24 protein-coding genes are annotated in these 25,151 nt (G+C 53.8%); 10 read left to right on the forward strand and 14 right to left on the reverse strand.

The features are described 5' to 3' along the window. The first annotated feature begins 102 nt into the window (after positions 1-102). The 8 genes from ACXAIA_RS09945 to xylB all read left to right on the forward strand — a co-directional run bounded on the left by ACXAIA_RS09945 (position 103) and on the right by xylB (position 7,989). A complete protein-coding gene (locus ACXAIA_RS09945; RefSeq protein ID WP_475349184.1) occupies positions 103-1,536 on the forward strand; it encodes an extracellular solute-binding protein in 1,434 nt (477 codons plus the stop codon). A gap of 121 nt (positions 1,537-1,657) precedes the next feature. Then, positions 1,658-2,536 carry a carbohydrate ABC transporter permease gene (locus tag ACXAIA_RS09950; protein ID WP_475347159.1) on the forward strand — a complete coding sequence of 293 codons (879 nt, stop codon included), beginning with the start codon at positions 1,658-1,660 and terminating at the stop codon, positions 2,534-2,536. A 4-nt stretch (positions 2,537-2,540) separates the two neighbouring features. Continuing rightward, positions 2,541-3,377, forward strand: coding sequence for a carbohydrate ABC transporter permease (locus ACXAIA_RS09955; RefSeq protein ID WP_475349185.1), 837 nt, complete (start codon positions 2,541-2,543; stop codon positions 3,375-3,377). 4 nt (positions 3,378-3,381) lie between these two features. Further along, positions 3,382-3,642: a DUF2160 family membrane protein gene (locus ACXAIA_RS09960; protein WP_288349518.1), complete on the forward strand. Its 261-nt coding sequence runs from the start codon at positions 3,382-3,384 to the stop codon at positions 3,640-3,642. Positions 3,643-3,645: 3 nt separating this feature from the next. Continuing rightward, entirely contained in the window at positions 3,646-4,698 is a 1,053-nt protein-coding gene (locus tag ACXAIA_RS09965) for an NAD(P)-dependent alcohol dehydrogenase (protein WP_475349186.1), read from the forward strand. An 11-nt stretch (positions 4,699-4,709) separates the two neighbouring features. Next, the gene (locus ACXAIA_RS09970) at positions 4,710-5,771 is read left to right on the forward strand and encodes an ABC transporter ATP-binding protein (RefSeq protein ID WP_475349187.1); all 1,062 of its coding nucleotides are present in this window, start codon (positions 4,710-4,712) and stop codon (positions 5,769-5,771) included. Positions 5,772-5,780: 9 nt separating this feature from the next. Continuing rightward, positions 5,781-6,470, forward strand: coding sequence for an HAD family hydrolase (locus ACXAIA_RS09975; RefSeq protein WP_475349188.1), 690 nt, complete (start codon positions 5,781-5,783; stop codon positions 6,468-6,470). Positions 6,471-6,537: 67 nt separating this feature from the next. Continuing rightward, a complete protein-coding gene (gene xylB, locus ACXAIA_RS09980) occupies positions 6,538-7,989 on the forward strand; it encodes a xylulokinase (protein ID WP_475349189.1) in 1,452 nt (483 codons plus the stop codon). Positions 7,990-8,025: 36 nt separating this feature from the next. Here the strand turns inward: xylB and ACXAIA_RS09985 are convergent, their stop codons facing one another. The 14 genes from ACXAIA_RS09985 to ACXAIA_RS10050 form a co-directional block, all read right to left on the reverse strand. Continuing rightward, positions 8,026-8,937, reverse strand: coding sequence for a flagellin (locus ACXAIA_RS09985; RefSeq protein ID WP_475349190.1), 912 nt, complete (start codon positions 8,935-8,937; stop codon positions 8,026-8,028). An 11-nt stretch (positions 8,938-8,948) separates the two neighbouring features. After that, positions 8,949-10,670, reverse strand: a complete 1,722-nt coding sequence (flgK, locus tag ACXAIA_RS09990) for a flagellar hook-associated protein FlgK (RefSeq protein WP_475347138.1) — start codon at positions 10,668-10,670, stop codon at positions 8,949-8,951. 70 nt (positions 10,671-10,740) lie between these two features. Further along, a complete protein-coding gene (locus tag ACXAIA_RS09995; protein ID WP_475349191.1) occupies positions 10,741-11,163 on the reverse strand; it encodes a hypothetical protein in 423 nt (140 codons plus the stop codon). Positions 11,164-11,175: 12 nt separating this feature from the next. Continuing rightward, on the reverse strand, positions 11,176-12,471 hold the full coding sequence (flgE, locus tag ACXAIA_RS10000) for a flagellar hook protein FlgE (protein ID WP_475349192.1): 1,296 nt from the start codon (positions 12,469-12,471) through the stop codon (positions 11,176-11,178). A gap of 17 nt (positions 12,472-12,488) precedes the next feature. After that, a complete protein-coding gene (locus ACXAIA_RS10005) occupies positions 12,489-13,190 on the reverse strand; it encodes a flagellar hook assembly protein FlgD (RefSeq protein ID WP_475349193.1) in 702 nt (233 codons plus the stop codon). A 134-nt stretch (positions 13,191-13,324) separates the two neighbouring features. After that, the gene (locus ACXAIA_RS10010; protein ID WP_475349194.1) at positions 13,325-13,828 is read right to left on the reverse strand and encodes a hypothetical protein; all 504 of its coding nucleotides are present in this window, start codon (positions 13,826-13,828) and stop codon (positions 13,325-13,327) included. Next, the gene (locus tag ACXAIA_RS10015) at positions 13,825-14,508 is read right to left on the reverse strand and encodes a hypothetical protein (protein ID WP_475349195.1); all 684 of its coding nucleotides are present in this window, start codon (positions 14,506-14,508) and stop codon (positions 13,825-13,827) included. The genes ACXAIA_RS10010 and ACXAIA_RS10015 overlap by 4 nt, the downstream gene beginning before the upstream one ends. A gap of 63 nt (positions 14,509-14,571) precedes the next feature. Beyond that, on the reverse strand, positions 14,572-15,183 hold the full coding sequence (locus tag ACXAIA_RS10020) for a sigma-70 family RNA polymerase sigma factor (RefSeq protein WP_475349196.1): 612 nt from the start codon (positions 15,181-15,183) through the stop codon (positions 14,572-14,574). Positions 15,184-15,190: 7 nt separating this feature from the next. Then, entirely contained in the window at positions 15,191-15,655 is a 465-nt protein-coding gene (locus ACXAIA_RS10025) for a flagellar protein FliS (protein WP_475347131.1), read from the reverse strand. Next, positions 15,648-17,336 carry a flagellar filament capping protein FliD gene (gene fliD / locus ACXAIA_RS10030; RefSeq protein WP_475349197.1) on the reverse strand — a complete coding sequence of 563 codons (1,689 nt, stop codon included), beginning with the start codon at positions 17,334-17,336 and terminating at the stop codon, positions 15,648-15,650. The genes ACXAIA_RS10025 and fliD overlap by 8 nt, the downstream gene beginning before the upstream one ends. Positions 17,337-17,414: 78 nt before the next feature. After that, entirely contained in the window at positions 17,415-18,230 is an 816-nt protein-coding gene (locus tag ACXAIA_RS10035) for a flagellin (RefSeq protein WP_475347129.1), read from the reverse strand. A 445-nt stretch (positions 18,231-18,675) separates the two neighbouring features. After that, positions 18,676-19,851 (reverse strand): CmpA/NrtA family ABC transporter substrate-binding protein, encoded by a 1,176-nt coding sequence (locus ACXAIA_RS10040; protein ID WP_475349198.1) that lies wholly within the window; start codon positions 19,849-19,851, stop codon positions 18,676-18,678. A gap of 3 nt (positions 19,852-19,854) precedes the next feature. Then, entirely contained in the window at positions 19,855-20,445 is a 591-nt protein-coding gene (locus tag ACXAIA_RS10045; RefSeq protein WP_475349199.1) for an ANTAR domain-containing response regulator, read from the reverse strand. A gap of 143 nt (positions 20,446-20,588) precedes the next feature. Further along, positions 20,589-21,902, reverse strand: coding sequence for a NarK family nitrate/nitrite MFS transporter (locus ACXAIA_RS10050; protein WP_475349200.1), 1,314 nt, complete (start codon positions 21,900-21,902; stop codon positions 20,589-20,591). A gap of 90 nt (positions 21,903-21,992) precedes the next feature. Between ACXAIA_RS10050 and ACXAIA_RS10055 the strand changes: the two genes are divergently transcribed. Both ACXAIA_RS10055 and nirB read left to right on the forward strand, forming a co-directional pair. Next, complete coding sequence (locus ACXAIA_RS10055) at positions 21,993-22,322, forward strand: hypothetical protein (RefSeq protein ID WP_475349201.1); 330 nt, start codon at positions 21,993-21,995, stop codon at positions 22,320-22,322. A 353-nt stretch (positions 22,323-22,675) separates the two neighbouring features. Then, positions 22,676-25,147, forward strand: a complete 2,472-nt coding sequence (gene nirB / locus ACXAIA_RS10060) for a nitrite reductase large subunit NirB (protein ID WP_475349202.1) — start codon at positions 22,676-22,678, stop codon at positions 25,145-25,147. Positions 25,148-25,151: the final 4 nt, after the last annotated feature.

The following is a 25,151-nucleotide window of genomic DNA, read 5'->3' on the forward strand; positions in this document are numbered from 1 at the left end:
AATTTAATACATATGCATTCTGCCGCGACTGGAACCGCAACTCCAAAGCAACGCAAGATTGCTGATCGCGGTTTCCCTATCAATCCAACGGGAGGAAAACCTATGAATTTTGCACTTAAAGTAGGTGTATCTGCTCTGGCGATGGTTGTTGCATCAAGCACAGCCTATGCCGATGACGCTTTCTGGAAAGAAGCAGCCAAGCCATATCAAGACGTTACCCTTCACGGTGTAACCGAATCGTCGCCGCCTTCGATTTACATCCGAGAAGTCTTGGCTCCGCAATTTGAAGAGCTAACGGGAATTCGGGTCGATATTGAGACGACATCCTGGGATCAGATGTTCGATAAGGCGATCAAGGACATGGAAGCCGGCACCGGCATTTATGACTTGGTATATATTGAACAAGATATCATCTATTCCTATCTCGCTCGTGACTTCCTAGCCGACACCACAAAGCTTTTGGCGGATAATCCGGACCTGAAGGCACCGACCTATAGCGAGGATAATTTCACCACCTTCGCCAACTATTTCCGGGGTGAAAACGGTGATCTTTATGGCATACCGATGGAAGCCTTCATCAAGATCTATCTCTATCGTACTGACCTGTTTAATGACGCCGAGATCAAAGCGGCCTTCAAGGAACAGACCGGTCGCGACCTTGTCCCGGCCACCAGCCATGCGGAATATGCCGAAATCGCGCAGTTCTTCACCAAATGGGGCGAAGATCATGACATGGATTTGTGGGGCACCACCGCACAGGCTCATACCGGCCATCCGGCATCCTGGTACGAATTTTTTGAAACCATCGCGCCGACCTTTGGTGTCTACAACTGGGGCATTGATGCCGATAACAACTTCGCGGCATCAGTCGCCAATGGCGGCGCAATGAACAGTGATGAAGCCAAAGAAGCCATGAAATGGTGGCTGAGCATGCGCGATATCGCCCCGCCAGAGAGTAATGCATCCACCTGGACCGAAGTCGGCACCACCTTTGGTGCAGGCCGCGTGGCCCAGGGGCTGGTTTACGGCGAAAATGCCGGCTGGATTGCCGCTGATGAAACCAAGTCACTAGTTGTTGGTAATGTCGGCGTGGCCCTGCCGCCGCTTCAGGATGGCATCATGGACGAAGTCGAAGGCGGCACCGGCTATATCGGTTATTATGATGGTGGGGCGTTTGGCATTCCATCCACCTCGAAAAGCCAGGAAGCTGCGATGTTGTTCCTGCAATATATCGGTCAGGACGAAGTTCAGCCTGACTGGGCTGTTGCGGCCCCGCGTGTGACAAACAAGTCTACCTATGACGACCCCAAGGTTCAGGCGATGAACGAGGAACTCGGTGGCTATTACGACCTGCTGCGTGACAAGGGATACCTGTTTGCCGGTGCACCGGCATATCCGTTCCACGCTCAGGTTCGCGAAGCTACTGCGCCGATCCTTTATCAGATCCTGACCGGCGACCTTGGCCCGGAAGAGGGCCTCGATCAGATGGCGGCAAAGGCCGAGGCCGAGCTGACCGACCTTGGTTATCGTAAATAGGTCTGTTTCCTGAGAACATCCCTCGTGGTCGTTGTCCATTGATCGGGCAGCGGCCACGAACCGGCTTGGTCCTTTGTGGGGCCATAAGAGCCTGACCGCATCTTTTTCCAGGGAGTAGACGATGCAATCCAACAAACTCGGTTGGATCCTCCTGGCCCCGACGCTGGTGATCCTGTTTTTCTTCGGTGTTTTGCCGTTTCTCTATGTCGTTTTTGTCTCGTTTCATCAATGGAACCCATTTGCGGCATCACCCGAAATGATCTTTAACGGGGCGGAAAATTTTCGCCGCATCGTCTTTGATGACGCCTTCCTCAATTCGCTCGGTGTCACCGTGGCGTTTGTGGTCTTTGCCGTGCTGTCCGAACTGATCATTGGATATCTGCTGGCTCAGGCCTTCATGAAGGAATTCCCCGGAAAATCGATTTTCCGCACCATTCATACCCTGCCGCTCATTATGGCGCCGATCATTGTGGGCTCTGTCTGGAAGCTGATGACCACGCCATCAATCGGCATCATTCCGCACTATCTGGATGAGTGGTTTGGCATCACGATGAATATAGGGACATCGGCCCCGGCCGCCTTTTTGACGATCGTTATCATGGATATCTGGCACTGGACGCCGCTTGTCACCCTGACATTGATCGCTGCCCTTGTCTCTTTGCCGCGCGATCCGTTCGAGCAAGCCCAAATTGATGGTGCCAACAAAGTGCAGACCTTCTGGCACATCACCCTGCCAATGATTACGCCAGCCCTTGTGGCAACCATATTCATTCGTCTGATGGATGCCCTGCGAACCGTCGATGAAGTCTGGATGCTGACCGGGGGTGGGCCGGGCTCATCAACCCGCTTCCTTGGCGTGCACATTTTCAAGGAAGTCTTTCCCAAAACCAACTACGGCTATGGGTCAACCATTTCCGTCATCGTGCTCTACCTGACGATTGTCGTCTGCTGGCTGCTTTATGTCAGCATGCTGGCCCCGCGCAAGAACCGGAAGGGATAAGACCATGAAAAAGCGTAATCCACTCCTCATAACACTCTTCTGGGTTCTGGTCAGTCTGCTAACCCTATTCCCGATCTATTGGCTTTTTGTAATTTCGGTCAAACCAGCCGTACAGCTTTTCAGCACCCCGGATGTAATCGTCAGCAATCCCTATTGGGGCAACTATGCCGACGTACTTGGCAACCGCTTGCTTCGTAGCTACATGGTCAATTCGATGGTGATTTCCACCGGCAATGCCGTGCTCTGCACCGTCCTTGGCTTCTTTACCTGTTATGCGCTGTCGCGTTTTCAGTTCCGCGGCAAGGAATCAATCTTTTTCTGGACGATTACCAACCGCATGGCACCTCCAGCCGTGTTCCTTCTACCATTGTTCCTTTTGATGACGCAGGTCTATCGCGTCGGGGACTTCACCCTGCTTGATACCCGCATTGGTATGATCTTGGTCTATTGCACCTTTAATCTGCCTTTTGCGATCTGGACCCTGCGCCCGACGATTGATGCCATCCCGCGCGAGCTTGATGAAGCCGCCTATGTCGATGGCGCAAGCCCGTGGAAGGTCATCACCGAAATCGTCTTCCCGCTGTGCCGTCCGGGACTGGCTGTGACCCTGATCCTGACTTGGGTCTTTGCCTGGAACGAATATCTTCTGGCCGCGACACTCACCAATTTTGAGGCCCGCACACTTACAACCGGTCTTTCGGAATATGTCACCACCACGGGGACGGAGTGGGGAATTATGGCGACCATTTCGGTCTTTACCCTGATCCCGGCCCTGATCGTGTTTGGCCTGGTGCAAAAACACATTGTCGCAGGCCTGACCTTTGGCGCGGTGAAAGGATAACACCATGACCAAACAAAACGCGACACAGCTCGATACTGCCCCTCTGAGCGAGGAAGAAAACGAAAAGAAACCGACCACGACGCAAGAACGTCAGGGCTTTCTGCCGATTGAAACCAACGCCTTTGACCGTTGTTTCATTTCGGTCGTGATCTGGGTGGCAATGTCGCTCTTCTGGTTCCGTTTTATCGAACCGATGGGCGCATCAATCTGGATTTCGAACGTCATTGCCCTTGCGATTGCCGTCCACATTGTCAGGAAAGGTTAAGTCATGAAATCCCTGGTTCTTGAAAAAAAGGATGACATCACCCTGCGTGACTTTCCTGCCATTGACCGCGAGGAAGAGCTCCTTGGTCCGCGCGACGTTCGCATCAAGATGCACACCGTCGGCATTTGTGGCTCCGACGTGCATTACTACACCCATGGCCGCATCGGCCCGTTTGTTGTCAATGAACCGATGATCCTCGGTCACGAAGCATCAGGCACCGTCATTGAAACGGGGAGCGAAGTCACAACCCTTTCGGTTGGTGACCGCGTCTGCATGGAGCCGGGCGTGCCGGACCCCAACAGCAAGGCCACCCGTCTTGGCATGTATAATGTCGATCCGGCGGTCCGGTTCTGGGCCACCCCGCCGGTACATGGCATTTTGCGCCCGACCTGTGTGCATCCCGAAGCCTTCACCTTCAAGCTGCCCGACAATGTATCCTTTGCCGAGGCCGCCATGGTCGAACCACTGGCCGTCGGGGTCCACGCCGCAACCAAGGCCAAAATCAAACCGGGTGACATCGCCCTTGTGATTGGCGCCGGTCCAATTGGCCTTGTTACCGCCCTGGCCGCCCTGGCGGGCGGCTGTGCGCGGGTTTATGTCGCTGATCTTGCGGAAAAGAAACTTGAAATCGCTGCATCGCTCAGCCCGGCCATCACCCCAATTGACGTTAAATCGCAAAGCATCACCGACATCGTCAAGCGCGACACAGATGGCTGGGGCGCGGATATCGTCTTTGAAGCCACTGGTTCGCCCAAGGCTGCGGCGGGCGTGTTTGAGCCACTTTGCCCGGGGGGATGTGTTGTCATGATTGGCGGCCAGCCCGACCCGATCAGTTATGACGCCGGGGCGGCGATGATCCGCGAAGCCCGGGTCGAAAATATTTTCCGCTATGCCCATGTCTTTCCGCGCTGCGTTGCCATGCTGAGCTCCGGCGCGATCGACGTCAAACCGCTTATCACCAGAACATTCGCATTCGAAGACAGCGTGCGCGCATTCGATATCGCAGCCTCCGCACCACCGGCAGACGTCAAGCTGCAGATCGAATTGCCGCAATAGGGAGAAGCCTTATGGCCGATGTAAAAATAGAAAACGTAATCAAACGCTACGCCAATGTTCAGGTCATGCATGGTGTCGATGTCGATATCAAGGACGGCGAATTTGTTGTTCTGGTCGGCCCTTCGGGCTGTGGCAAATCAACCTTGCTTCGGATGCTGGCCGGGCTTGAGGAAATAACCGACGGCACCATTTCCATCGGCGGGCGAGTTGTAAACGACGTCATCCCCAAGGATCGCGACATCGCAATGGTGTTTCAAAGCTACGCGCTTTATCCGCATAAAACGGTGTATGAAAATATCGGCTTCCCGCTCAAGATGGCCAAACACCCTGAAAGCGAGATAAAGGAAAAAGTCACCAACGCGGCCGAGATCCTTGACCTTGCCCACCTTCTTGACCGCTACCCCAAGCAGCTTTCCGGCGGTCAACGCCAGCGTGTTGCCATGGGCCGCGCCATTGTCCGCGATCCGCAGGTCTTCCTGTTTGATGAGCCGCTTTCCAACCTTGATGCCAAGTTGCGCGTGACCATGCGTGTGGAGATCAAGGAACTCCATCAGCGTCTTGGCACAACCATCGTTTATGTCACCCATGATCAGATTGAAGCCATGACCATGGCCGACAAGATCGTTGTCATGCGCGATGGCCGGGTTGAGCAGATCGGAACGCCGCTTGATCTTTATGACTATCCGACCAACGTGTTTGTGGCGGGCTTCATCGGATCGCCATCGATGAACTTTGTTCATGGCAAGATCGGTGAAGCTGATGGCAAGAAGCATTTTGAATCCGATAACGGCCTGGTCCTGCCAATCCCTGAAACCACCGCCGAAGTTGGTCAGGGTGTGACTTATGGCATTCGCCCGGAACACATCGATATCGGAGAAACCGGCATTGCGATGAACGTCGTGGTCGTCGAACCGACCGGTTCGGAAACCCAGATTGTCGCTAAATCCAACGGCGATCTGATTGATGCACTGGTCAAACAACGTATCGCGGCCCGTCCGGGATCCGAGCTTTTTTATGTGATTGATCCGGCCAATGTGCATCTGTTCGATCGCGATACCGAACAACGGATCTAGGGGCCGATCATGGATGTACCTGCCGCCGTCATTTTTGACCTAGATGGGTGTCTGGTCGACAGCGAACCACTGTCATTGGAAGTCATCGCCACCGAGATGAATTGTCTGGGGATTGATGACGTCACCATCAATTACGTGCGTGACCGATTCCTTGGTGTCTCAATCCAGGATATTTGCAAGCATGTCTCGGACCGGCTTGGCAAAGCATGCCCGGATGATTTCACCCAACGGGTCGAAGACCGGCTGTTGGAGGAATACAAAACCCGGCTGCGCCAAATTCCCGATGCCGAAAACCTGTTGCGGCGCCTGACCGATGCCGGGGTAAAAACCGCCTTGGCAACCGGAAGCTCGCTGCGGCGGATGGGGGCAACGCTTGATATATCGGGCCTTGCCGTGCATTTCACCGGGACGGCGTTCAGCGCCGATCAGGTCACCAATGGCAAGCCTGCCCCTGACCTGTTCCTGCTGGCGGCCGAGGGTATCTCTGTGCCGCCGGAAAACTGCGTGGTGATTGAAGATTCCCCGCACGGGGTCAAAGGGGCGCGGGCGGCCGGGATGACGGCCCTTGGTTTTGTTGGCGGCACACACCTGCATGACATCCGTGCCGATCAGGTACAGGTATTGCTTGATGCAGGGGCCACGGAAATCTTTGAAAGTCTTCAGGAAATTGGAGACGAAATTCTGCACAACCTTAAGTAATGTCATGCTATGACATCGCCACAGATATCGCGTAACTGGCTTCGATGTCCGCAACAAAGGCTTTGGAATGACTTTTCTTGGTATTGACCTTGGAACCTCGGGCGTTCGTTCACTTCTGGTCGATGAAGATGGCCAACCGATCGGCGCGACCGAACGCGCCTATCACGCGGCGCACCCGCATCCGGGCTGGTCGGAACAGAACCCGGCGGACTGGATTGCCGCCCTTGAAGAAGCCATCGCAGAGCTTCGCGACAACTACCCGCAATTTTCCGCCCTGCGCGGCATTGGCGTTGCCGGCCACATGCATGGCGCGACCCTTCTTGATGACTCTGGTCGCCCGCTTCGCCCCTGCATCCTGTGGAACGACACGCGCTCCCACGCCGAGGCCGCCCGACTGGACGCCAAGGATCAGGTACGTGCCATTTCCGGCAATATCGTTTTCCCGGGCTTTACCGCTCCCAAGCTCGAATGGGTCCGCGCACACGAACCCGAAATTTTTGCCAAGACCGCCAAGGTGCTGCTGCCTGCGGCCTATCTGAATTTCTATCTGACCGGCGACTATGTCGCGGATATGTCTGACAGTGCAGGCACCTCATGGCTTGATGTTGGCAACCGCAGCTGGTCTGACACCTTGCTTGAGGCGGGAAACGTGCGCGCCGATCAGATGCCGCGTCTGGTCGAGGGTACGGAGGAAGCCGGTCGTCTCCGTCCTGCCCTTCTTGACAAGTGGGGCTTGAGCGGCCCGGTTTCGGTTGCTGGCGGGGCTGGTGACAACGCGGCTGCGGCATGTGGCATCGGCGCGCAGGATGAAGGCCAGGGCTTTGTTTCGCTCGGCACATCGGGGGTACTGCTTTCAACACGTGACGGTTATCACCCTGCACCCGAAACAGCGCTTCATACCTTCTGCCATGCCATTCCCGGGCGCTGGTATCAGATGGGCGTCATGCTTTCGGCAACTGACAGTCTCAATTGGCTGGCCCGCATCACCGGCCAAAAACCGGTTGAGCTGGCCACAGAACTGGATGGCACCTTACAAAAACCGGGCTCCGTTCGGTTTCTGCCCTACCTGTCGGGCGAGCGCACCCCGCACAATGATGCTGAAATCCGCGGCAGCTTCACCGGCCTTGCCACCGACACCAGCCGTGCGGACCTGACCCGTGCAGTGCTTGAAGGTGTTGCCTTTGGCCTGCGCGACAGTTTCGAGGCGCTTGTCGCAACCGATGCCAAGCTTAATCAACTCATTGCAATTGGTGGCGGTTCGGCATCACGCTACTGGATCGAACTGATCGCAACCGCCCTTGGCGTCCCGCTGTCGCTTCCTAAAAGCGGCGAGTTTGGCGCCGCCCTCGGTGCTGCCCGCCTTGGCATGACCGCGGCCACGGATGTGGCAACAGATACCGTCATGACCATTCCGGAAGTCCGCGAAACCATCGACCCCAGTCAGGCCCTCCGCCCGGCTTTCGAAGACGCCTACCAAGGCTTCCGCGCCGCCTACCCGGCCATCAAGGCAGGCCAGTAAGCTATCCAAGGTAAAGGGATCCGGGCTCTGGAAAATCTAACGCAAATAATCAAACAATGACAGATCAGTCATCTGCGCCGTGACGGAGTAGGATGCTTCGAGCTGCATTGACAGGGTTTCAAGTGTAACCACCGCTTCGGCAAGATCTACATCTGTCAGGTTGCTGACCGTGGCTTCTGCGGTCAGTTGAAAATCCGTATGCATATCAATGATGTTTTCAAGCTTGTCTTGGGTATAGGACACCTGATTTTGGAGTTCCGAGATACCGGCGACGGCTGCTTCCAGAAGCTCGGCTGCCTCCTGCAAAGCAACCTCGTCGACTGGATCTGTATCTGCATAGGCCGCGAGGTTGAGAGCACGCAAAGCATTCTCGAACGTTTCGTTGTCAGCAGTGATGCCATACTCAATCGTCGTGCCGTCTGCTACCTTGGCAGAGGCAATATCGCTGTTCCCGGAATAGTAGGACGTATCGGTCGTTGTCGGACTTGTTTTTGCGGGGTACGCCGTAGCACTGACGTCGACAGGTTCCCTATCAGTCGCTGAACCCGCATAGATGTAACGGCCTTCATATTCGGTATTGAGCAAGGAAGCGAAGGTTTCCAATGCGGCTGTTGCAGACTCTGCAATACCATATGAGTTCTCTGTCCCGGTGCTCAAACCTGCAGAAATATCTGCTGTCATATCGGTCAGAACATCGACCATGTCGTTAAGGGTCGAATAGTAAACCTCAACCCTTCCCTGAATTTCCTCGGCAATTTCGCTATAGGCTGCGGCTTGCGAAACCTCGGCACTCAGGGTCGCGATCAGATACGAGTTTTCTGACACGCCGGAATTTGAACTGGCGATTTTGCCGGAACTTGATTGCTCTGTTGCCTCCGCTAGTTGGGTTTGCACGGAACGGATCTGGCTCAACATGTTTTCTTGCATTGCCGCTGTTGAAACTCTCATGACTAATTTCCTTACCGCACGGCCTCAAGCAGCGTATCCATGAGCGACTGGGTAATTTCCAGCACAGCTGCCGCGGCCTCATAGGCGCTTTCAAGATTACTCAGCGTCAAAGCTTCTTCATCGGTATTGACGCCGTAATTATTGGAAAATGTTTCAACCAAGTCCTCATAAGCTTCCAATGAGACACTTGCTTCAGTATCCGCCGCTGATGCCTGCTGAGCGACATCCGACAATATCTCTGCCCCATAATCCGAAAAGGTCGTTTTGGTTGAACCAAGATTGCCGGCATCCGAATAACTGATGTTTTCGTCAAAGACATCGGCCAGGGCCTCGGTGATGTCGGAGCTTGATGATGAAATCACACTGTCGCCAACGGCCAGTGCCGCATCATCCGAACCCGTTCCAACCGGCAACCTGCTGCTATCGGCATCCCAGTCCTCATTCAGCGAAATGTTGCTGGCACCGGTTCCTTCAAACATGTCATTCAAGCCGAAATAGGCAGAAAACCCCTCTGCGTCTGTTCCCACTTCTGCGTCCATATTGACAATCGACACACCATAATCGTCATCCGTTGTCGCGATTGTCAGCGTCCCATCGGCATTGACAGATGCGGTTAAATTGCCTGAGGCATTAATCTCATCGACAAGGTCCTGAACCGTTGTAACGGTCGTAAGGTCGATATCGACGATCTCAACGGCATTACCTTCATCATCTGTTGCGACCAGGCGCACTGTTCCGGTCCCGGAAAAGGCATCGGTCAAATCGGTCTGGGTTGTGCCGGTCAGGTCGCTTGGCGGCGGATATGCTGTTCCGAGATTTGAAACCTCGTTCAAAGCATCCATGAGTGTCGTCGCCAGATTGTCGAGTTCTGCCTGAATATCGGGCAAAGTCTCGTCACGCAGATCGATCAACCCGCCAAGTTCACCGCCCGATATATCGTCCGAGATCGATTGCCCATTCACGGTCACATCCGCGAAGTTGGTATCCACATTCACCGACCCGGCCGCGTTATAGGACAGCTCCTGAACCTGACTGCCAACAACGAGCGTGCCACCAATATAGATGTTCGTATTGTTCGATGAGTCCGTGTAATAGGAAATATCCACCAGTTCCGACAGTTCATTGATTGCCTGGGCGCGGGCATCGTTCAGCTCGCTACTGGAAAGAGTGGAGTCAGCTGTGCCGCTAAGCTGCTTGTTGTAGGAATCAATTTCATAAAGCAGCTCATTGATCTGATTGACGGTATCTTCAATTGATTGATCCGCACTGGCCCGCTGATCCTGAACCGTCGCCGACAGACTGTTCAACTCATCAGCCACGGCTTCTGCATCATTGAGAACTGTGGATTTCGCGGATTGGCTATCTGGACTTACCGACAAGGCCGCCAATGACGTTTCAAGATCGGTAATCAGGGTCGAAATTGCACCATCATCACCAATGTCGCCAAAAGCACTCGCGACTGTTTCGAGCGGTGTCGAAAATACTGATGCATAACCGCTCTCGGATGCTGCCTCACTGATCGATTTCAACAGATAACTGTCGACATCCGATCCGACCGATGTGATCGTGACCCCGGTCGTCGCGCCAGCCGTAACACTACTCGCCGTGCTGGTCGATTTGGCGGTGTAACCGTCAACGGATGCATTGGCGATATTCTCCGAAGACACACTGATCCCGGCCTGGCTTGTCTGCAAGGCACTTAACGCAGCAGTTTGTGCAGCACGGATCGACATGTTTCGGACCTGTTTGGCTGAAATGTGTGTTCAATCGCTGTGCCATATTCCGACGCGACTGAAGTTTGACTCACATTTTGATGCTTAGAATACGCTGATGAAGGCCACCACGGACGTCGCCATCCTGACCATAAGACGGCGTCTCGTCTGACGCGGTTGCTGCCCAGCCAGCACGAATACGCCTCAGACATGCTTCGCGCTTTGCCTGGAGGCGAATATTGTTTCGCTTCAGTTTGGCACGCAGTGCATTGACCTTTTTGATATCCAGGAACAATCCGGCCAACGGATTGCTGCTGTTTTCCTTGCGCTGGGCTGCAATTTCGCCATGCAGTTCATCTTCGAGCGCATTCTTTTCGTGGGTAATGTCAGGCAGTAGGTCGTACTTTGCCTGTTCGAGAATGCGCCATTCGACATCCAGCAATTCAGACAAACGGTCCATGACTTCTGCAATTTTGTCACTGTCGCATGGCATCACGGGTGCTTGGACGGTCATGAGAACCTCTCCTTAGTTAACCGACGAAATAAGGGTGTCATACATGTCGCTGGTGGTTGAAATGACCTGAGCTGCGGCGGAATACGCCTGCTGTGCGACAATCATGCGCGAGAATTCAGTGGTGGTGTCGACCGTGGAACTTTCCAGGGAATAGGACGCAATTGTTCCGGTACCACCATCACCAGGGGTCTTCAGGACATAACTGCCCGACGTATTGCTTTCGCGATAAACTGTATCGCTATACGCGGTGAGACCGTCCGCATTGGTGAAATCGGCCAGAACAACCTGATAGACCGGTTCACTGACACCATTTTCGTAGGTCACCGACACGACACCGTCATCCGAGATGTCGATCTCGGCAATTTCACTGTAGTTCGAGCCATCCTGGTCAACGGAATACAGGGTCATGTCCCCGTCTTCCTCGTCAGAGGCGTATTGCTGCAGACCATCGCTGGAACCGGCTGTCCCGAAATCGGTAACGATGGAGCTATCAGAAGCGCCAGTCGTCCATCCGGTGATGGTCAGGGTGGCACTGTCGGTCACATCCGTACCGCCGGAATCCTCAATTGATTCAAGTTCACCATCCGAATTAAAGGTAATCGTCAACGGACCACCTGAAGACGTGCCGGTTACTGTCGTGCCGTCAGAGGTCAAAACCGGGTCGGAATAGTCGACTTCCCATTCATTTTCGGCGGTTTTTGTGTAGGTGTAGGTCACCGTATGACTGGTCCCGAGACTGTCAAATACTTCGACATCGACGGAGAAGTCATCACCGACGTCTGCATCTGCTGGCAGGTTGGCAACAATTGAGGTTTCTGTTGTTGCCTCTGCCGTACCGGTCAGATTCTCAAGGTTGATTGTTGATAGTGCCGCGGTACTTGTCGGGACTGTCCCTGATGCCGGATTTCCGTCCTCGTCGAGCGCATAGCCCATCAAGTAATAGCCGGAACTATTGACAAGGTTGCCTTCGGAATCTGCCGAAAAATCACCTGCGCGGGTGTAAAAGGTGCCCCCGCTGGCATCCGTGACCACAAAGTAACCATCACCTGAAATCGCCAGGCTGGTCGCAGAGGTATCGGACTCAATCAAGCCTTGCGTTGAAATATTGGTCAGCATCGTCGCGGTAACGCCGTTGGCGCTCCCCTGTGTCGACGATCCCGGGTTGGTGACCAGCGAAGAAAACGCCGTCGTGCTGTCTTTGTAGCCCGTGGTTTCACTGTTTGCGATGTTCCCCGAGATGACGCCAAGTGATGTGGATTGTGCATTCAAGCCGAGTACGGCTGCGTTCAGAGCACTATTGAGACTCATGATCTTGATCCTTCATTTCAGGAAACGGTCTGCGTGCCTTGCACGCTTGAGATCGAAACATCGACCCCGTTCACATACAGCACAGCTTCATCACCAGTGAGATCAATTGCCGACACGACACCGGTCATCAAGGTTTCGGATGAGATAGAGTTACCATCGGAATCAGTGGCGCTAACCGACAGGGTATAAGTCCCCGAACTCAGGGTTTCACCGTCATCGGTGGTGCCATCCCAGACAAAACTGTTCGAGCCCTCCGATCCGCTTTCCGTGGTTTCATAAACGACATTGCCATCCTCGTCGGTGACGCTGAGCGTCACACTCGAAGCATCGTCTTCAAGCACGTAGTACCACTCGGCTTCACCGTCCTCGAGTGGTGCTGTATCACCCACAGCAACAATATCAGTACCGAGGTAAGCCTGAGCAGCACTGTCATCGACAACCCCCTGCAGAGCAGTCAGGGCCTCCGAAAGGTTTGAGAGAAGAGAGTTGTTCTCCTCAGCCAGTTCAAGCTGCTCAAAGGTTGCCAATTGCGTTGTGATTTCCGAGACATCTTCAGGATCGGTCGGATCCTGGTTCTCCAACGTTGTCAGCAACAACGTCATGTATGTCTCGTAGGTAGAGTCATCACTTGTCGTTGAAGATGTCTCTGTTGAGCTGCTGCTCGAAGAAGACGTTGACGACGTCAGGCTATCGTATGTCAGGCCACTGAGATAACTCATCACCAACTCCGGGCAAGAACGTTTAAAGGCGCTAATGTTCTTTACACGGACGTTTCCCGAGAAACTGGCGCATGAAATTCAGATTTTTGGAAAATAAAAGAGGGATGCTTTCGCATCCCTTTGAAACAATGACTTTATTGTTCGTGTGGCGGTGGACCAGGCGGACGGATCAATGTCATCTTTTCCCGGTCATCCTGTGAAAGCCTGATGGTCACATTCGCCATGTGATCCAGAACCACACTCAGATCGTTGCCAACCGCATTTTTAAGTTCAGCGTAAGCTTTGCGGATCTCGGCATCCGTTACATCTGGATCGGCCAAAACTTCCTGTAAAGCAGCTTCAAGGAGCCTCGGGTTCTGGCGCTCACGGATCTTCGAAGTGACAGGCTCAAACTCGCTGTCGAAGATGACCTTTCCTTCAGCACTCAACCGGCTGCGAATTGCGCGTAGCAACCCGATACTTGGCGGTTCGGTCGGATTGTCAAATGCTGGTGGCGGCGGAGGTGGCATGAAATTGCGGAATACAGGCAGCCCCGTCACAAGCGTGCCAGCAAGCGCGCCGATCAAAAACAAGTTCACGGCCAGCGATGCCAACATCAGTTTGCGCATGGAAGACACCCGACGGAACGCAAAGCTCATTGGCCAGCCTCCCTCTCATGCAAGCGCGTGTCAAAATCCGCGGCTGCTGGCAGTTGCTCAAGCGAATAGATATGTCTTTCAAGCAGTTCGCTCAATCGGGCTTCTTCGGCCGTGGCGGTATCTTGATGTCCCTGTTCGACTGTCAGGGTGACGCCAAAAACAAATCCGGCCAGAACACAAACCGCCATGCCGGTCAGGGAAAAGACACGTTCTCCCATCCTGCCGAGAGTACCATCCTTGCGCACCGTATGATTTGTACTGTCCTTGGCAATCGCTGAGGAGGTCGGTGAAACAGAAACCGTGGCTGGATAAGTGCGGCGTGCGGGGCCATCCCCCGTCGGTGCAGCACTTGCTGCGGCGACATGCCGGCGAGATTTCGGACGATCATCAATTACCTGGAAAGGACTGTCTTCTTCGACATCATCTGCGTCGGTATCAGGCGCGGCGTGTTTCTCTGAAGCTTCAATGGCGTCAAAAATATCATCGATGGCCTTGTGCTTGCCCATCAAGACGGGATCATCGGCAAGAATATCTTCAACAGCACGCAACGATCGGTGCAACTCGGCGGCACGGACATCATTTGCGATAAGAACATTGGCTTCTCGGCGCAATGCTTCTGGCCAGGAACTCAAATCCCAGCCATGTTGATCCAGTAGTTCTTCGAAATGCTCGAGTTTCACAGCTCACCGCTTTTTAATAGGACGAACTTACCTGTTCGAACGACATTTGAACCTAATCGGTTCTCAAATTGATTTCAACTCTTCACGCAACCGCTTTCTGGCGCGTTTCAGGAGCGATTCCATGGCGTTAACCGAAACCCCCATGATCGAGGCGGCCTCCTGATTGGACAGTTCGCGATCATAAAACAGGTTAATGGCAATTTGTTGTTGGTCAGACAGATTTTTGATCGCTTTGCGCAGTCGCTTGAATTCCTGATGTTGGGCCAATTTGTCGACGGCTGACATGCTCACATCAGGGACTTCATCAAGTTCCTGGCCGCCCACAGCCTGAGGTTTGCGCTTGATATCAATAACGCGATTGACGGCCACCCGATAAAGCCAGGTCTTGAACGTTGCGCCACCATCAGCCTGCCATTTTTCGCGATGCAGCCAGACACGCACGAAAACATCCTGTGCGACATCTTCGGCATCACCGCTAACAAGCCCCATTCGGCGAGCAACACCAACAATTCCACGGTAATAGCGTTCGACGATCACTCGATACGCCGCCTTGTCGCCTTGCACCATGCGCGCAACAAGGGCGTTGTCATCAAGTTCTGTCAGGGCTGCTTTTGCCGACGCAACAGCAGATGTACCTGAACTTGTCGTCACAGCTTCGCGCAAACCTACACTCAAGCATCCCTCACAACACTGTTCCGATCATCGGATGCCCTGATTGGGCTTGAACAGTCCTACGTGGATCGACTTTCGAGAATTTTTCCCATTCACGCGCAAGCTCTTGCAGGTTGCGGTCAACGACCTCGTATCGTTCCTCCATGGAACAATCCCTGCGATTGCGTGCGAGCAATTTAATCATTCTGGCATAAAAGGCAAAGAGATCTCTTGAAAGCTCTGGCGCAGAATCCGGTGCGATACATGCTTGCAAGGCCTTAAGCCTTTGTACAACAATGGTCTTCTCACGCTGCTCCTGCTCGAAATCTCCCTGTTCTCTGAACTGCCATGCCTCACGAAGATGCTGACGCGTCTTGGTCAGGGCGATCACCATCATTGCAATTGGCGAGGTTGTTCTTAGTGCGTTGTTATAAAGTGCCGTCGCGCCCGCACTGCGATAGGCTTTCTGCGCAGCAGTTGGAGCATAATTAGTCATCGTCACCCCATAAGGCTTCAAGTTGTTCGCGCAATAGCTGAAGCTGGTAGAGTTCAGCTTCAATTGCAGAATATCGCTCGGTTAGTTCGGCCGCGTATTTGGTCGCGTCTTCGGTGATCTCCTCGACATCATCTTCCAGGTCATCGACCTGTTCCTCGAGACGTTCAAGCCGGTTCGAAATCAAACCGTCCGAGCTGTTGGTGTAACGGTCCAGGGAATCGGTCAGGTCATAGGCAAGACCGCTTTTGACAGTGACCTCGACGCTTTGCGATGTGTCGCCACCAAAGAACAGCGTGACACCCTCGTATTCACTGCCTTCGGCACCCACCAGCTTGTTGTCACTGATGGTAAACAGGCTGTCATCGCCATCGACACTGGCTGATGTGATATTGCCATCAGCATCCGTCACGATGTCGATCGCAAAGGTCCCGGTGTAGGAACCGTCCGCCTCGGAGACCAGGAGATCTTCTGAATCTGTACTTCCCGAAAAGGAAAACAGTGCTGCGACTTCGTCAAAGTCGGAAACAAGCGCTTCTTCAAGCACGTCAGACTCAATGACCAGGTAATTGCTATCATCAAGCGTGATGCCGATAGAGGCCAGCGTGGCGTAAGTATCACTGTCATTGGTAAAGGACAGTGCGTCATAAACAGCCGACGACACAGAGCTCAGCAGGCTGTCGCCAAACAGGACCGCGTCCTCATCGGCACCTTCACCAACTTCATAGGCCTGATTGGTTATGATGAAGCTGCGCAATTCGTTATAGGCAGTGACGAATTCCTCAATCGCACTATAGGCGGAGCTCGCATCATCTTCGACTTGAAGCGTAATCTCTGTACCTTCTTCCTCGGCATAGAGATACAGCGTCACCCCATCGATTACATCGTCAACTGTGTTGCTGCTGCGGGTAACTTCCACGCCATCAACCGAAAAGATCGCCTGGTCCGCTGTAACAAGTTCGTTGCTGTATGAACCATCGGCTTCAACAAAACCCAAGGACTGGGCAATTAATGTGTCTGCACCATCGGTATCAAAGGTGATCTCCTGACCGGTATCAACCGCGGAAAGGACCAACATATATTCGTCGTCAGATACCTTCAGAACACTTGCACTCACACCTGTGGTGGCAGTTACCTCGTTGATCGCTTCTGCGATATCGGCAATCGACATGTCTTCCGTAATTTCGACATCGACGGCTTCATAATCATCACCGGCAACAAGGCTCAATGCGCCGCTCAATGCCTGTGCCGTGCTATTGTCTGTATTGGTATCGCCACCGAGCTTGTGCGCTGCTGCCAACTGCTTGACTTCGAGGGTGTAACTCCCGGCCGTTGCCGTATCATCGACCAGCACACCGACAACATCCGAAGCATCGGTATTAGCATCAGAGGATGACAGATAGGCCGACTTTCCAACCCAGACATCATCGCGCAAGCTGTCGAGTTCGGCTTCCGCGGTTAAGGCTTCTGCACTGCTCTCCAGGGTCTCAAGCAGGGTCTGCAAATCTTCGAAGGCCGCAATCTCAAGCTCGATGTCATCGATTTCGGCCTCGACGACATCGGCGACCTCCATCTTTGTATCATAGGCATCCTGAACGAGCTCGGCTGTATCAAGATCCGTCAGGCCCGAAACATAAGACGAAGAAGCATAGCTCGACGACGTTGTTGAGTTGATGGTCGACATACTCCCCTCCTTCTGCCTTCAATCGAAAAAATCAGGGCCATCCGGGGGGCTCTCAACACCGGATGGCCCTGTCACGAGTTAGCTCAGCAAACGCGAGAGCTTCTCGAGATTCTCATTGGAGATCGACAGCGCCTGAATGGCGGAATCCATCTTCACACCCAATTCGGTCTGATCGGCACTAAGGGCGGCAATATCGGCGTCCATATAGACGCTCATTGCAGATTCCAGGTTGGTTTTGGCCGTTTCGATGTTGCCCGCGGCATAGTCGAAGCGAGACATCATTGCACCGACCGATGCACGACCTGCGGATACAAGCTCGATCGCGGCTTCGATCTCACCCAGCGCGGTCGTCGCGTTGGTCGAAGAATCAACCCCGGCCGCAATGGCCAAACCTGTCGTGTCGTAGGCTTGCCCGATCGTCACATCAATCGCGGCTGCCGCAGAGTCGGCAGAAACGGTGAAGCCCTCGTCATAGGTGCCATCAAGAAGCGACGTATCGAAATAGGTCGTCGATTCAACGATGGAATCAATCTGGGAGCTCAGCTCTGTATATTCATCGTCGAGATACGCACGCTCGGTATCGGTCACGGAACCCGAAGATGCCTGCGATGCCAGCTCGTACATCCGTTCCAGAATGTCGGCGATTTCGGCCAGACCACCATCGGCAGTTTCAAGAATTGCCGTCGCAACTTCAGCGTTGTCAGCCGCCTGATCCCAAGCCGCATAGTCGACCGACATCGCGGTATAGACGGCAAGACCCGCAGCATCATCGGACGCAGAGTTGATCGACTGACCGCTCGACATCGCGGTCAGAACCGAGGTCATTTCGTCAGTGGTTTTGTTAAGGCTCGACACCGCAAGGGTGGCCGACATGTTTGTGTTAATACTCGCCATTTTTCATACTCCTATATGGACCTCTGCGTTGACATACCTGCCAACACGCCCCGGAAAAGGGGCCGATACAAGGTCACACGCGAGCGCTGGGAAAAACTGGCGGTGTTTTTTCTATTTTCTTGCAAGAACAGTCAGAAGACTGACTAACCCATTGAATAAACATACTTCTCATAAAGGAAATTTTGATCAGCACTACAAAACAGGCCTATCCCGAATTATGACAATTCAGCACTCAACAGTTTAGCGTGAGAGAGGTCATGAAGTGTTCGGCAACAATGTGGGAAAAGTTGTCACGTGCCACAAAAGCTGACATTCGACTCCTCGCGAAATCAATGCCTTAGCATTTTCGATTGCCAGATAAGTTGTCATCGATTGTCACATAAGATGACAAAAACCTACAGAATTGACAGAAAAGCTGACAATTATTCACCGCACCTAGCGTCACCTAGAAATCTGCATCAAACACGCTGTTGTCCAGAAACTGATCAAGACCAACAAGAGATCGATCTGGCGCATCAGCCAAGCCTTCTATGCGCCAGTCATCCTTCGGGACCAACACATCAAGCCCGTCAACAGCCGTACGATAAAGGTCCGGCCGATAGACATTGGGGATAACAGATTGCAGGTCTGCATCTCCGGGAATTTGCCCCCAACGCTTCATCTGCTCACCAAGCCAGCGCCCCTGTGACAACCAAGGGAAGGTCGCAGTGTAACGATAAAACACATGGCGATCAGGAAGGTCCGCGGGCGGCTCCCCCGGACGCAGAACCGGCTTACCACTAAGCGACGCCTTGAGCACCTCAAACGGAGCACCCACATTGGCTTCTTCGGACAAAATGTGGGCCAGCTCTATCCGGTTGCCCGGCTGGTCTGCCCATTCTGCTGCCCTGACGAGCGCACGCACCAGCGCCGACACCAGTTCGGGCTTTGAGTTCGCCCAATCTTCGCGCAGGCCCAGAACCTTTTCCGGACTGCGTGACCAAATATCGTCCTTGAGTGCGACAATTACACCATCGCCGTGAAAGACGGCACGCTGGTTCCATGGTTCCCCGACGCAATAGCCATCGACCCAGCCATTGCGCAAACTGTCAAACATGCGCGGCGGTGCAATCACCCCGATATTCACATCCTTGTCCGGATCAATACCGGCAGCCGCCATCCAGTATCTAAGTTCATAATTATGGCTTGAGAACGGAAACACGGTCGCAAAGGACAAGATCGGGCGACCTTCTGCCTTGTCTTCATCAATGACCTTCTTAAGCGCACGCGCCGATTGTCCTCGCGGGCCATGCATCGCCGATGGATCAGCTTCCAGCATCCGCTGATAAAGCTGGGTTGAAACCGTAATCGCATTCCCGCCCCGACCGAGCGCCATCGGGACAACGATATTCTGAACTGGCAAGCCACCCAATCCCAACCGCGCAGCAATCGGAATACCGGCCAACAGGTGGGCCGCGTCAAACATGCCAAAGGAAAGCTTGTCTCGAATGGCCGCCCATGACATTTCGCGCACAAGTTCGAGTTCGATATTTTCCTCCGCGGCGAAACCCATCGCGCGCGCCACGACCGGAATGGCACAATCCACAAGCGGGACAAACCCAAGACGAACCTTGTCTGCCATCAATCAAAACTCCAACTGAAACGCCGTAATAACACTTTGCGCGATCTCGTAGATCTTGCGGTTCTGCTTCATGGCGTTTTTGCGCAGAAGGTTATAGGACTCTTCTTCGGACAGGCCTTTTTCCTTCATCAAAAGCCCTTTGGCCCGTTCGATCAATTTGCGCTCATTAAGCTTGGCCTGCGCTTCGTCACGTTCGCGGCGCAACTGATCAAACACGTTGAAACGGGAAATTGCCATGTCGACAATCGGGCGAATGCGGTCCTGACGCAGTCCATCAACAACATATGCACTGACCCCGGCCGAAACAGCCTCCTGAATCATCGAGGCATCGCTTTGATCAACAAACATCGCGATTGGACGGGCAATCGCGCGCGATACCTGAAACATCTGCTCAAGGGTATCGCGGTCCGGGTTTTCAAGATCGATAATGATGATGTCAGGGGCTAGCGCCTGAATGCGCTCGACCAGGTTGTGCGAGGTTCCAATCCTTGAAACCCGTGCATATCCGCTTTCGACCAGGCCGCGCTCGACAATAGCCGCGCGATCGGGATCTTCGTCGATTACCAGAATGTTGTATTCTTCCAGCTTTACCAAGTTACCCCTAAACTCCCTGACAGCCTTTTGTCAGCCAGACCTCTCCAATAAGTCTTTTTATGTTTTGGCCCGTTTTCGGGTCCATCTTTTTGTTCGGGATGCGACAAACGCCGCATCCCGAAAAGATCAAAACTCAGATCACATTATTCCGCTGCAACCGGCGTACCGCCCGACGCGGAAGATGTGCTCAAACGTTCTGCATGTGCACGTTCGAAACGTTCCTTTTCCTCGGCCTGTGTTGCGGCAGAGAACCGAACGGCCAATGCGGCGAACGAACAAATGATAACCGCAACGCCGAGATAAAGAAGGCCTTCCTGATAGGTAAGCGCTTCAGACTTGAACAAGAAGCCCGCGGCAACTGCACCGGCATTACCGCCGGCACCAACGATGCCTGCCACCGAACCAAGTGCCTTGCGGTTCACAAATGGAACGATCCCGAAAGTTGCACCTTCAGACATCTGAACAAACAGCGAGAAGACGATCATCACCGTCACGGCAACAACCAGCGCCTCCATCTGAGAGAAAGCAACAAGTGCCACACCTTCGATGAAAAGCGCCATGAACAGGAATTTCACACGCCCTGAAAGTCCACCCTTGGCAGCAAACTTGTCAGAGAACACACCACCAAGGGTGCGTGCAAAGATGTTCATCAAACCAAACAGACCGGCAATCATGCCAGCGGTTGCCAGCGAAAGCTCGAACTTGTCGAAGAAATAGATCGCAGCAATGTTGTTGATCGTCAGTTCAACGCCGAAACAAGCGGCATATACAAGGAACAATGCCCATACGCGGTAGTCGGACACAGCTGCCAACATACCCTTGGTCGCACCGGCAGTGTCATCTTCGGGTTTCAACGCACCACTTTTGCGCATTTCGGCATAGTTGCCGTCCGGGCAATCAGTGGTGAAGACCCAGTAAAGCACAGCCACAACCAGCATGATCGCACCCGGGAACACCATTGCCAAACGCCAGCCCATGGTTTCAGCCACACCAAAACCAAGCACCATGGCGAGAATTGCCGGCATGACCATCTGGGTTACGCCACCACCGAGGTTACCCCAACCTGCCGTCGTGGCATTTGCCGTCCCGACCACGTTTGGCGCAAACATCATCGAGGTATGATACTGCGTGATGACAAAGGATGCCCCGATCGAGCCAATGGCAAGACGGGCAAGCAAGAAAGTCTCATAGCTGTCGGCAAGACCGATCAACATGACCGGGATCGAGCCGAGCACAAGAAGACCGGTATAGGTCTTGCGCGGGCCGATCTTGTCACAGAGCGGACCGATCAGAAGACGCACAAGTACCGTAATCGCAACCGAGGCGATAATGGTGCTGCCGATTTCACTTTTACTCAGACCAAGATCATCGCGCACCAAAGGCATCAGCGGTGCAATCCCGAACCAGCCAAAGAAGCACAGGAAGAAAGATAGCCAGGTGAGGTGGAAGGTACGCATCTGCACAGTCTTGAGACTGAAGAGATTTATGCGTGTAGCCTTGTTCTTGATTTCCATGATTTGAAGCCCTTCGTTTAGGCCGCACAGAACATGATGTCTGTTAAAAACGACCGACGGTTTTTCCCCATGGGCCTCATGCTTCATCTGGAAGATGTCCGCAGGCGGCCCGTCATTCGTATCGGAAAGGCTGCGCGGTCATCGCGCGGCAGTTCCAAACGTCTGATCGTCCGCCGTTGGACGAAGAACTGTGAGCCACCCGTCATTGGGCATGCTTTCGTCAAAGCTGCTCACACGCTGACATGGTTGCAAACAGCGCGCCAATTTTTCCGCGATGCGGCAAAAATGCAGCAAGCATCTGATTTTGCGAAATTTAATCTGAGCGCAGATGCACAGAAGAAATATGACCAACAGAAAACTTGATAAAGTTGCCTAAAAATAATTCATGCACAAAAAGTAGTGTCTATTTTTTAATCAAATCGGCAAATGTCGAACTCAACAAAAAATTATCCCACTCGAAATTCACAGGCTATTTCAATCGCCTACCAGTTTCTTCGCCCCTCCCTGATTTCTGGCACGATCCTTGTATATACGGGAGTATGAGCGCAGGCACTGTCGCCCGCAGCTCCGGCGAAATGCCGATTGCATATATATAGAATCCAACGACGGGTTCACCGGATAACGACGTCCGTTGCGAAATGCCTCTTTCGAGGGCAGGCCGCATCGGGCGTTTTTTTGTGCCAACTTCGCATCCCGCGACGAGGAGCCAGAGACAAATGAACCACGTCACTGCAGCAATACGAACCCAAAAGGCCCGCCTGGTTGTCATCGGCAACGGCATGGCCGGAATGCGCACCGTTGAAGAAATCCTGTCCCGCGCACCGGAAAAATACGACATCACCGTTTTCGGTGCTGAACCGCGCGTGAACTATAACCGCATCATGCTTTCCCCCTTGCTTTCCGGCGAAAAGAGCTTTGACGAAATCGTCATCAACACCCCGGAATGGTATACGGAAAACAAGATCCACCTTTATTCCGGCGATCCGGTAGTCGAGATTGACCGCACCCGCAAAGTGGTGATTTCGAAAAGCGGTACGGAAACCGAATATGACGAGCTGCTGCTTGCCACAGGTTCTGATCCGATCATCATCCCGGTACCCGGCCACAAGCTTGACGGTGTTGTCACCTTCCGCGATGTCGATGATGTCGACACCATGCTGGGTGCAGCAGCAAAAGGTGGCCCGGCAGTTGTCATCGGTGGCGGCCTTTTGGGTCTCGAGGCCGCTGTTGGTCTGCAATCGCGCGGTATGGATGTAACGGTTTTGCACCTTGCGGGCCATGTCATGGAACGCCAGCTTGATCCGTCTGCTGGCTATTTGCTGGCGCAGGAACTCGAACGGCGCGGCATCACAGTGATTACCGAGGCCGACACCGCCGAAATCGTTGGCACAGAAAGCGTAACGGGTGTCCGCCTCAAGGACGGACGCATGATCCCGGCTGATCTGGTGGTTATGGCTGTTGGCATTCGCCCGAATGGACGTCTTGCAGCAGACGCTGGCCTCGCAGTCGAACGCGGCATCGTCGTTGATGATGTCATGACCACCAGTGATCCGGCGATTTTTGCGGTTGGCGAATGCGTACAGCATCGCGGTCAATGCTATGGCCTGGTTGCCCCGCTGTTTGAAATGGCCAAATCGCTGGCTGACCACCTGGCAGAAATCGACACCGATGGCTATGCCGGCTCGGTCACATCGACCAAGCTTAAAGTCACCGGTGTGGATGTATTTTCCGCTGGTGACTTTTCTGGTGGCGGCGAGACCGAGGAAATTGTCTTCCGCGATGCCGGCCGTGGCGTCTACAAACGCATCGTCCTTGAAGACGGCAAGATCAAGGGCGCGGTACTGTACGGCGACACAACCGATGGCGGCTGGTATTTCCAGCTGATGAAGGATTGTGAAGACGTCACTGAGCTGCGTGACACACTTGCCTTTGGCCAGGCATTTGCCGGGGGTGCTGCCGGAAACCCTCTTGATGCCGTTGCAGCCCTGCCAGACGATGCAGAGATTTGTGGCTGTAACGGCATTTGCAAAGGTTCAATCGTTGCTGCAATCAATGAAAAGGGACTGACCACCCTTGATGAAGTCAAAGGCCATACCAAGGCATCCGCATCATGCGGCTCCTGCGCTGGTCTGGTGGAGAACCTTCTGGCCGCGACCCTTGGCGGCGATTATCAGGCTGCAACCGTCAAGCCTATCTGCACCTGTACTGAGCATGACCATGACAGTGTGCGCCGCCTGATCATTGCCAAAAACCTGAAATCCATGCCAGCTGTCATGCAGGAACTGGAATGGAAATCATCCGATGGCTGTCACGTCTGCCGTCCGGCTCTGAACTATTACCTGCTGGCCGCGTGGCCGGGGGAATATGTTGACCACGGCGCATCGCGTTTCATCAACGAACGCGTGCACGCCAACATCCAAAAAGATGGCACCTACTCGGTCATTCCGCGCATGTGGGGTGGCTTGACCAACCCGCGTGAACTGCGCGCCATTGCCGATGTGGCTGACAAGTTCGAAATCCCGACCGTCAAGGTCACCGGCGGTCAACGCATCGACCTTCTTGGCGTCAAAAAAGAAGACCTGCCAGCCGTCTGGGCCGATCTGAATGCTGCGGGTATGGTTTCAGGGCACGCTTACGGCAAATCGCTTAGAACCGTCAAAAGTTGTGTCGGTCAGGAATGGTGTCGATTTGGCACCCAGATGTCGATGAGCATGGCCGTCGAACTGGAAAAAATGACCTGGGGATCATGGATGCCCCACAAGTTCAAGATGGCTGTATCCGGCTGCCCGCGGAACTGTGCGGAAGCAACCATCAAGGATTTCGGCGTCGTGGCAACCGATGGCGGCTGGGATCTTCATGTAGGCGGCAATGGCGGCATTCATGTCCGCGCAACCGAACTGCTCTGCAAGGTCACAACCGATGATGAGGTCAAGGAATATTGCGGCGCCTTCATCCAGCTTTACCGTGAAGAGGCCCGCTACCTTGAACGCACAGCCCCTTGGATCGAACGCGTTGGCTTGAAACATGTTCACGAACGCGTGGTGGATGACGAAGCCAACCGCAAGGCACTGTTTGAACGCTTCATGATCAGCCAGCAGACCGCCCAAGTTGACCCGTGGGCAGAGCGCGCCTCCGAGGGTGTCGATGCGCACGAATTCAAATCCCTTTCGATGATCGCAGCGGAGTAAGACA

It is taken from the genome of Thalassospira sp. ABL2_045 (assembly GCF_056161285.1).

What these genes read in the sequence shown, in the direction of transcription:
- nirB (WP_475349202.1), top strand. Translation starts at nt 22,676, where the DNA reads ATGAACCACGTCACTGCAGCAATACGAACCCAAAAGGCCCGCCTGGTT.
- ACXAIA_RS09995 (WP_475349191.1), bottom strand. Translation starts at nt 11,163, where the DNA reads ATGACCGTCCAAGCACCCGTGATGCCATGCGACAGTGACAAAATTGCA.
- ACXAIA_RS10010 (WP_475349194.1), bottom strand. Translation starts at nt 13,828, where the DNA reads ATGAGCTTTGCGTTCCGTCGGGTGTCTTCCATGCGCAAACTGATGTTG.
- ACXAIA_RS10040 (WP_475349198.1), bottom strand. Translation starts at nt 19,851, where the DNA reads ATGGCAGACAAGGTTCGTCTTGGGTTTGTCCCGCTTGTGGATTGTGCC.
- ACXAIA_RS09960 (WP_288349518.1), top strand. Translation starts at nt 3,382, where the DNA reads ATGACCAAACAAAACGCGACACAGCTCGATACTGCCCCTCTGAGCGAG.
- ACXAIA_RS09965 (WP_475349186.1), top strand. Translation starts at nt 3,646, where the DNA reads ATGAAATCCCTGGTTCTTGAAAAAAAGGATGACATCACCCTGCGTGAC.
- ACXAIA_RS09970 (WP_475349187.1), top strand. Translation starts at nt 4,710, where the DNA reads ATGGCCGATGTAAAAATAGAAAACGTAATCAAACGCTACGCCAATGTT.
- ACXAIA_RS09945 (WP_475349184.1), top strand. Translation starts at nt 103, where the DNA reads ATGAATTTTGCACTTAAAGTAGGTGTATCTGCTCTGGCGATGGTTGTT.
- ACXAIA_RS10005 (WP_475349193.1), bottom strand. Translation starts at nt 13,190, where the DNA reads ATGAGTTATCTCAGTGGCCTGACATACGATAGCCTGACGTCGTCAACG.
- ACXAIA_RS10050 (WP_475349200.1), bottom strand. Translation starts at nt 21,902, where the DNA reads ATGCGTACCTTCCACCTCACCTGGCTATCTTTCTTCCTGTGCTTCTTT.
- ACXAIA_RS10055 (WP_475349201.1), top strand. Translation starts at nt 21,993, where the DNA reads ATGATGTCTGTTAAAAACGACCGACGGTTTTTCCCCATGGGCCTCATG.
- xylB (WP_475349189.1), top strand. Translation starts at nt 6,538, where the DNA reads ATGACTTTTCTTGGTATTGACCTTGGAACCTCGGGCGTTCGTTCACTT.
- ACXAIA_RS10025 (WP_475347131.1), bottom strand. Translation starts at nt 15,655, where the DNA reads ATGACTAATTATGCTCCAACTGCTGCGCAGAAAGCCTATCGCAGTGCG.
- ACXAIA_RS09985 (WP_475349190.1), bottom strand. Translation starts at nt 8,937, where the DNA reads ATGAGAGTTTCAACAGCGGCAATGCAAGAAAACATGTTGAGCCAGATC.
- fliD (WP_475349197.1), bottom strand. Translation starts at nt 17,336, where the DNA reads ATGTCGACCATCAACTCAACAACGTCGTCGAGCTATGCTTCTTCGTCT.
- ACXAIA_RS10035 (WP_475347129.1), bottom strand. Translation starts at nt 18,230, where the DNA reads ATGGCGAGTATTAACACAAACATGTCGGCCACCCTTGCGGTGTCGAGC.
- ACXAIA_RS09975 (WP_475349188.1), top strand. Translation starts at nt 5,781, where the DNA reads ATGGATGTACCTGCCGCCGTCATTTTTGACCTAGATGGGTGTCTGGTC.
- ACXAIA_RS09955 (WP_475349185.1), top strand. Translation starts at nt 2,541, where the DNA reads ATGAAAAAGCGTAATCCACTCCTCATAACACTCTTCTGGGTTCTGGTC.
- flgK (WP_475347138.1), bottom strand. Translation starts at nt 10,670, where the DNA reads ATGTCGATCCGTGCTGCACAAACTGCTGCGTTAAGTGCCTTGCAGACA.
- flgE (WP_475349192.1), bottom strand. Translation starts at nt 12,471, where the DNA reads ATGAGTCTCAATAGTGCTCTGAACGCAGCCGTACTCGGCTTGAATGCA.
- ACXAIA_RS09950 (WP_475347159.1), top strand. Translation starts at nt 1,658, where the DNA reads ATGCAATCCAACAAACTCGGTTGGATCCTCCTGGCCCCGACGCTGGTG.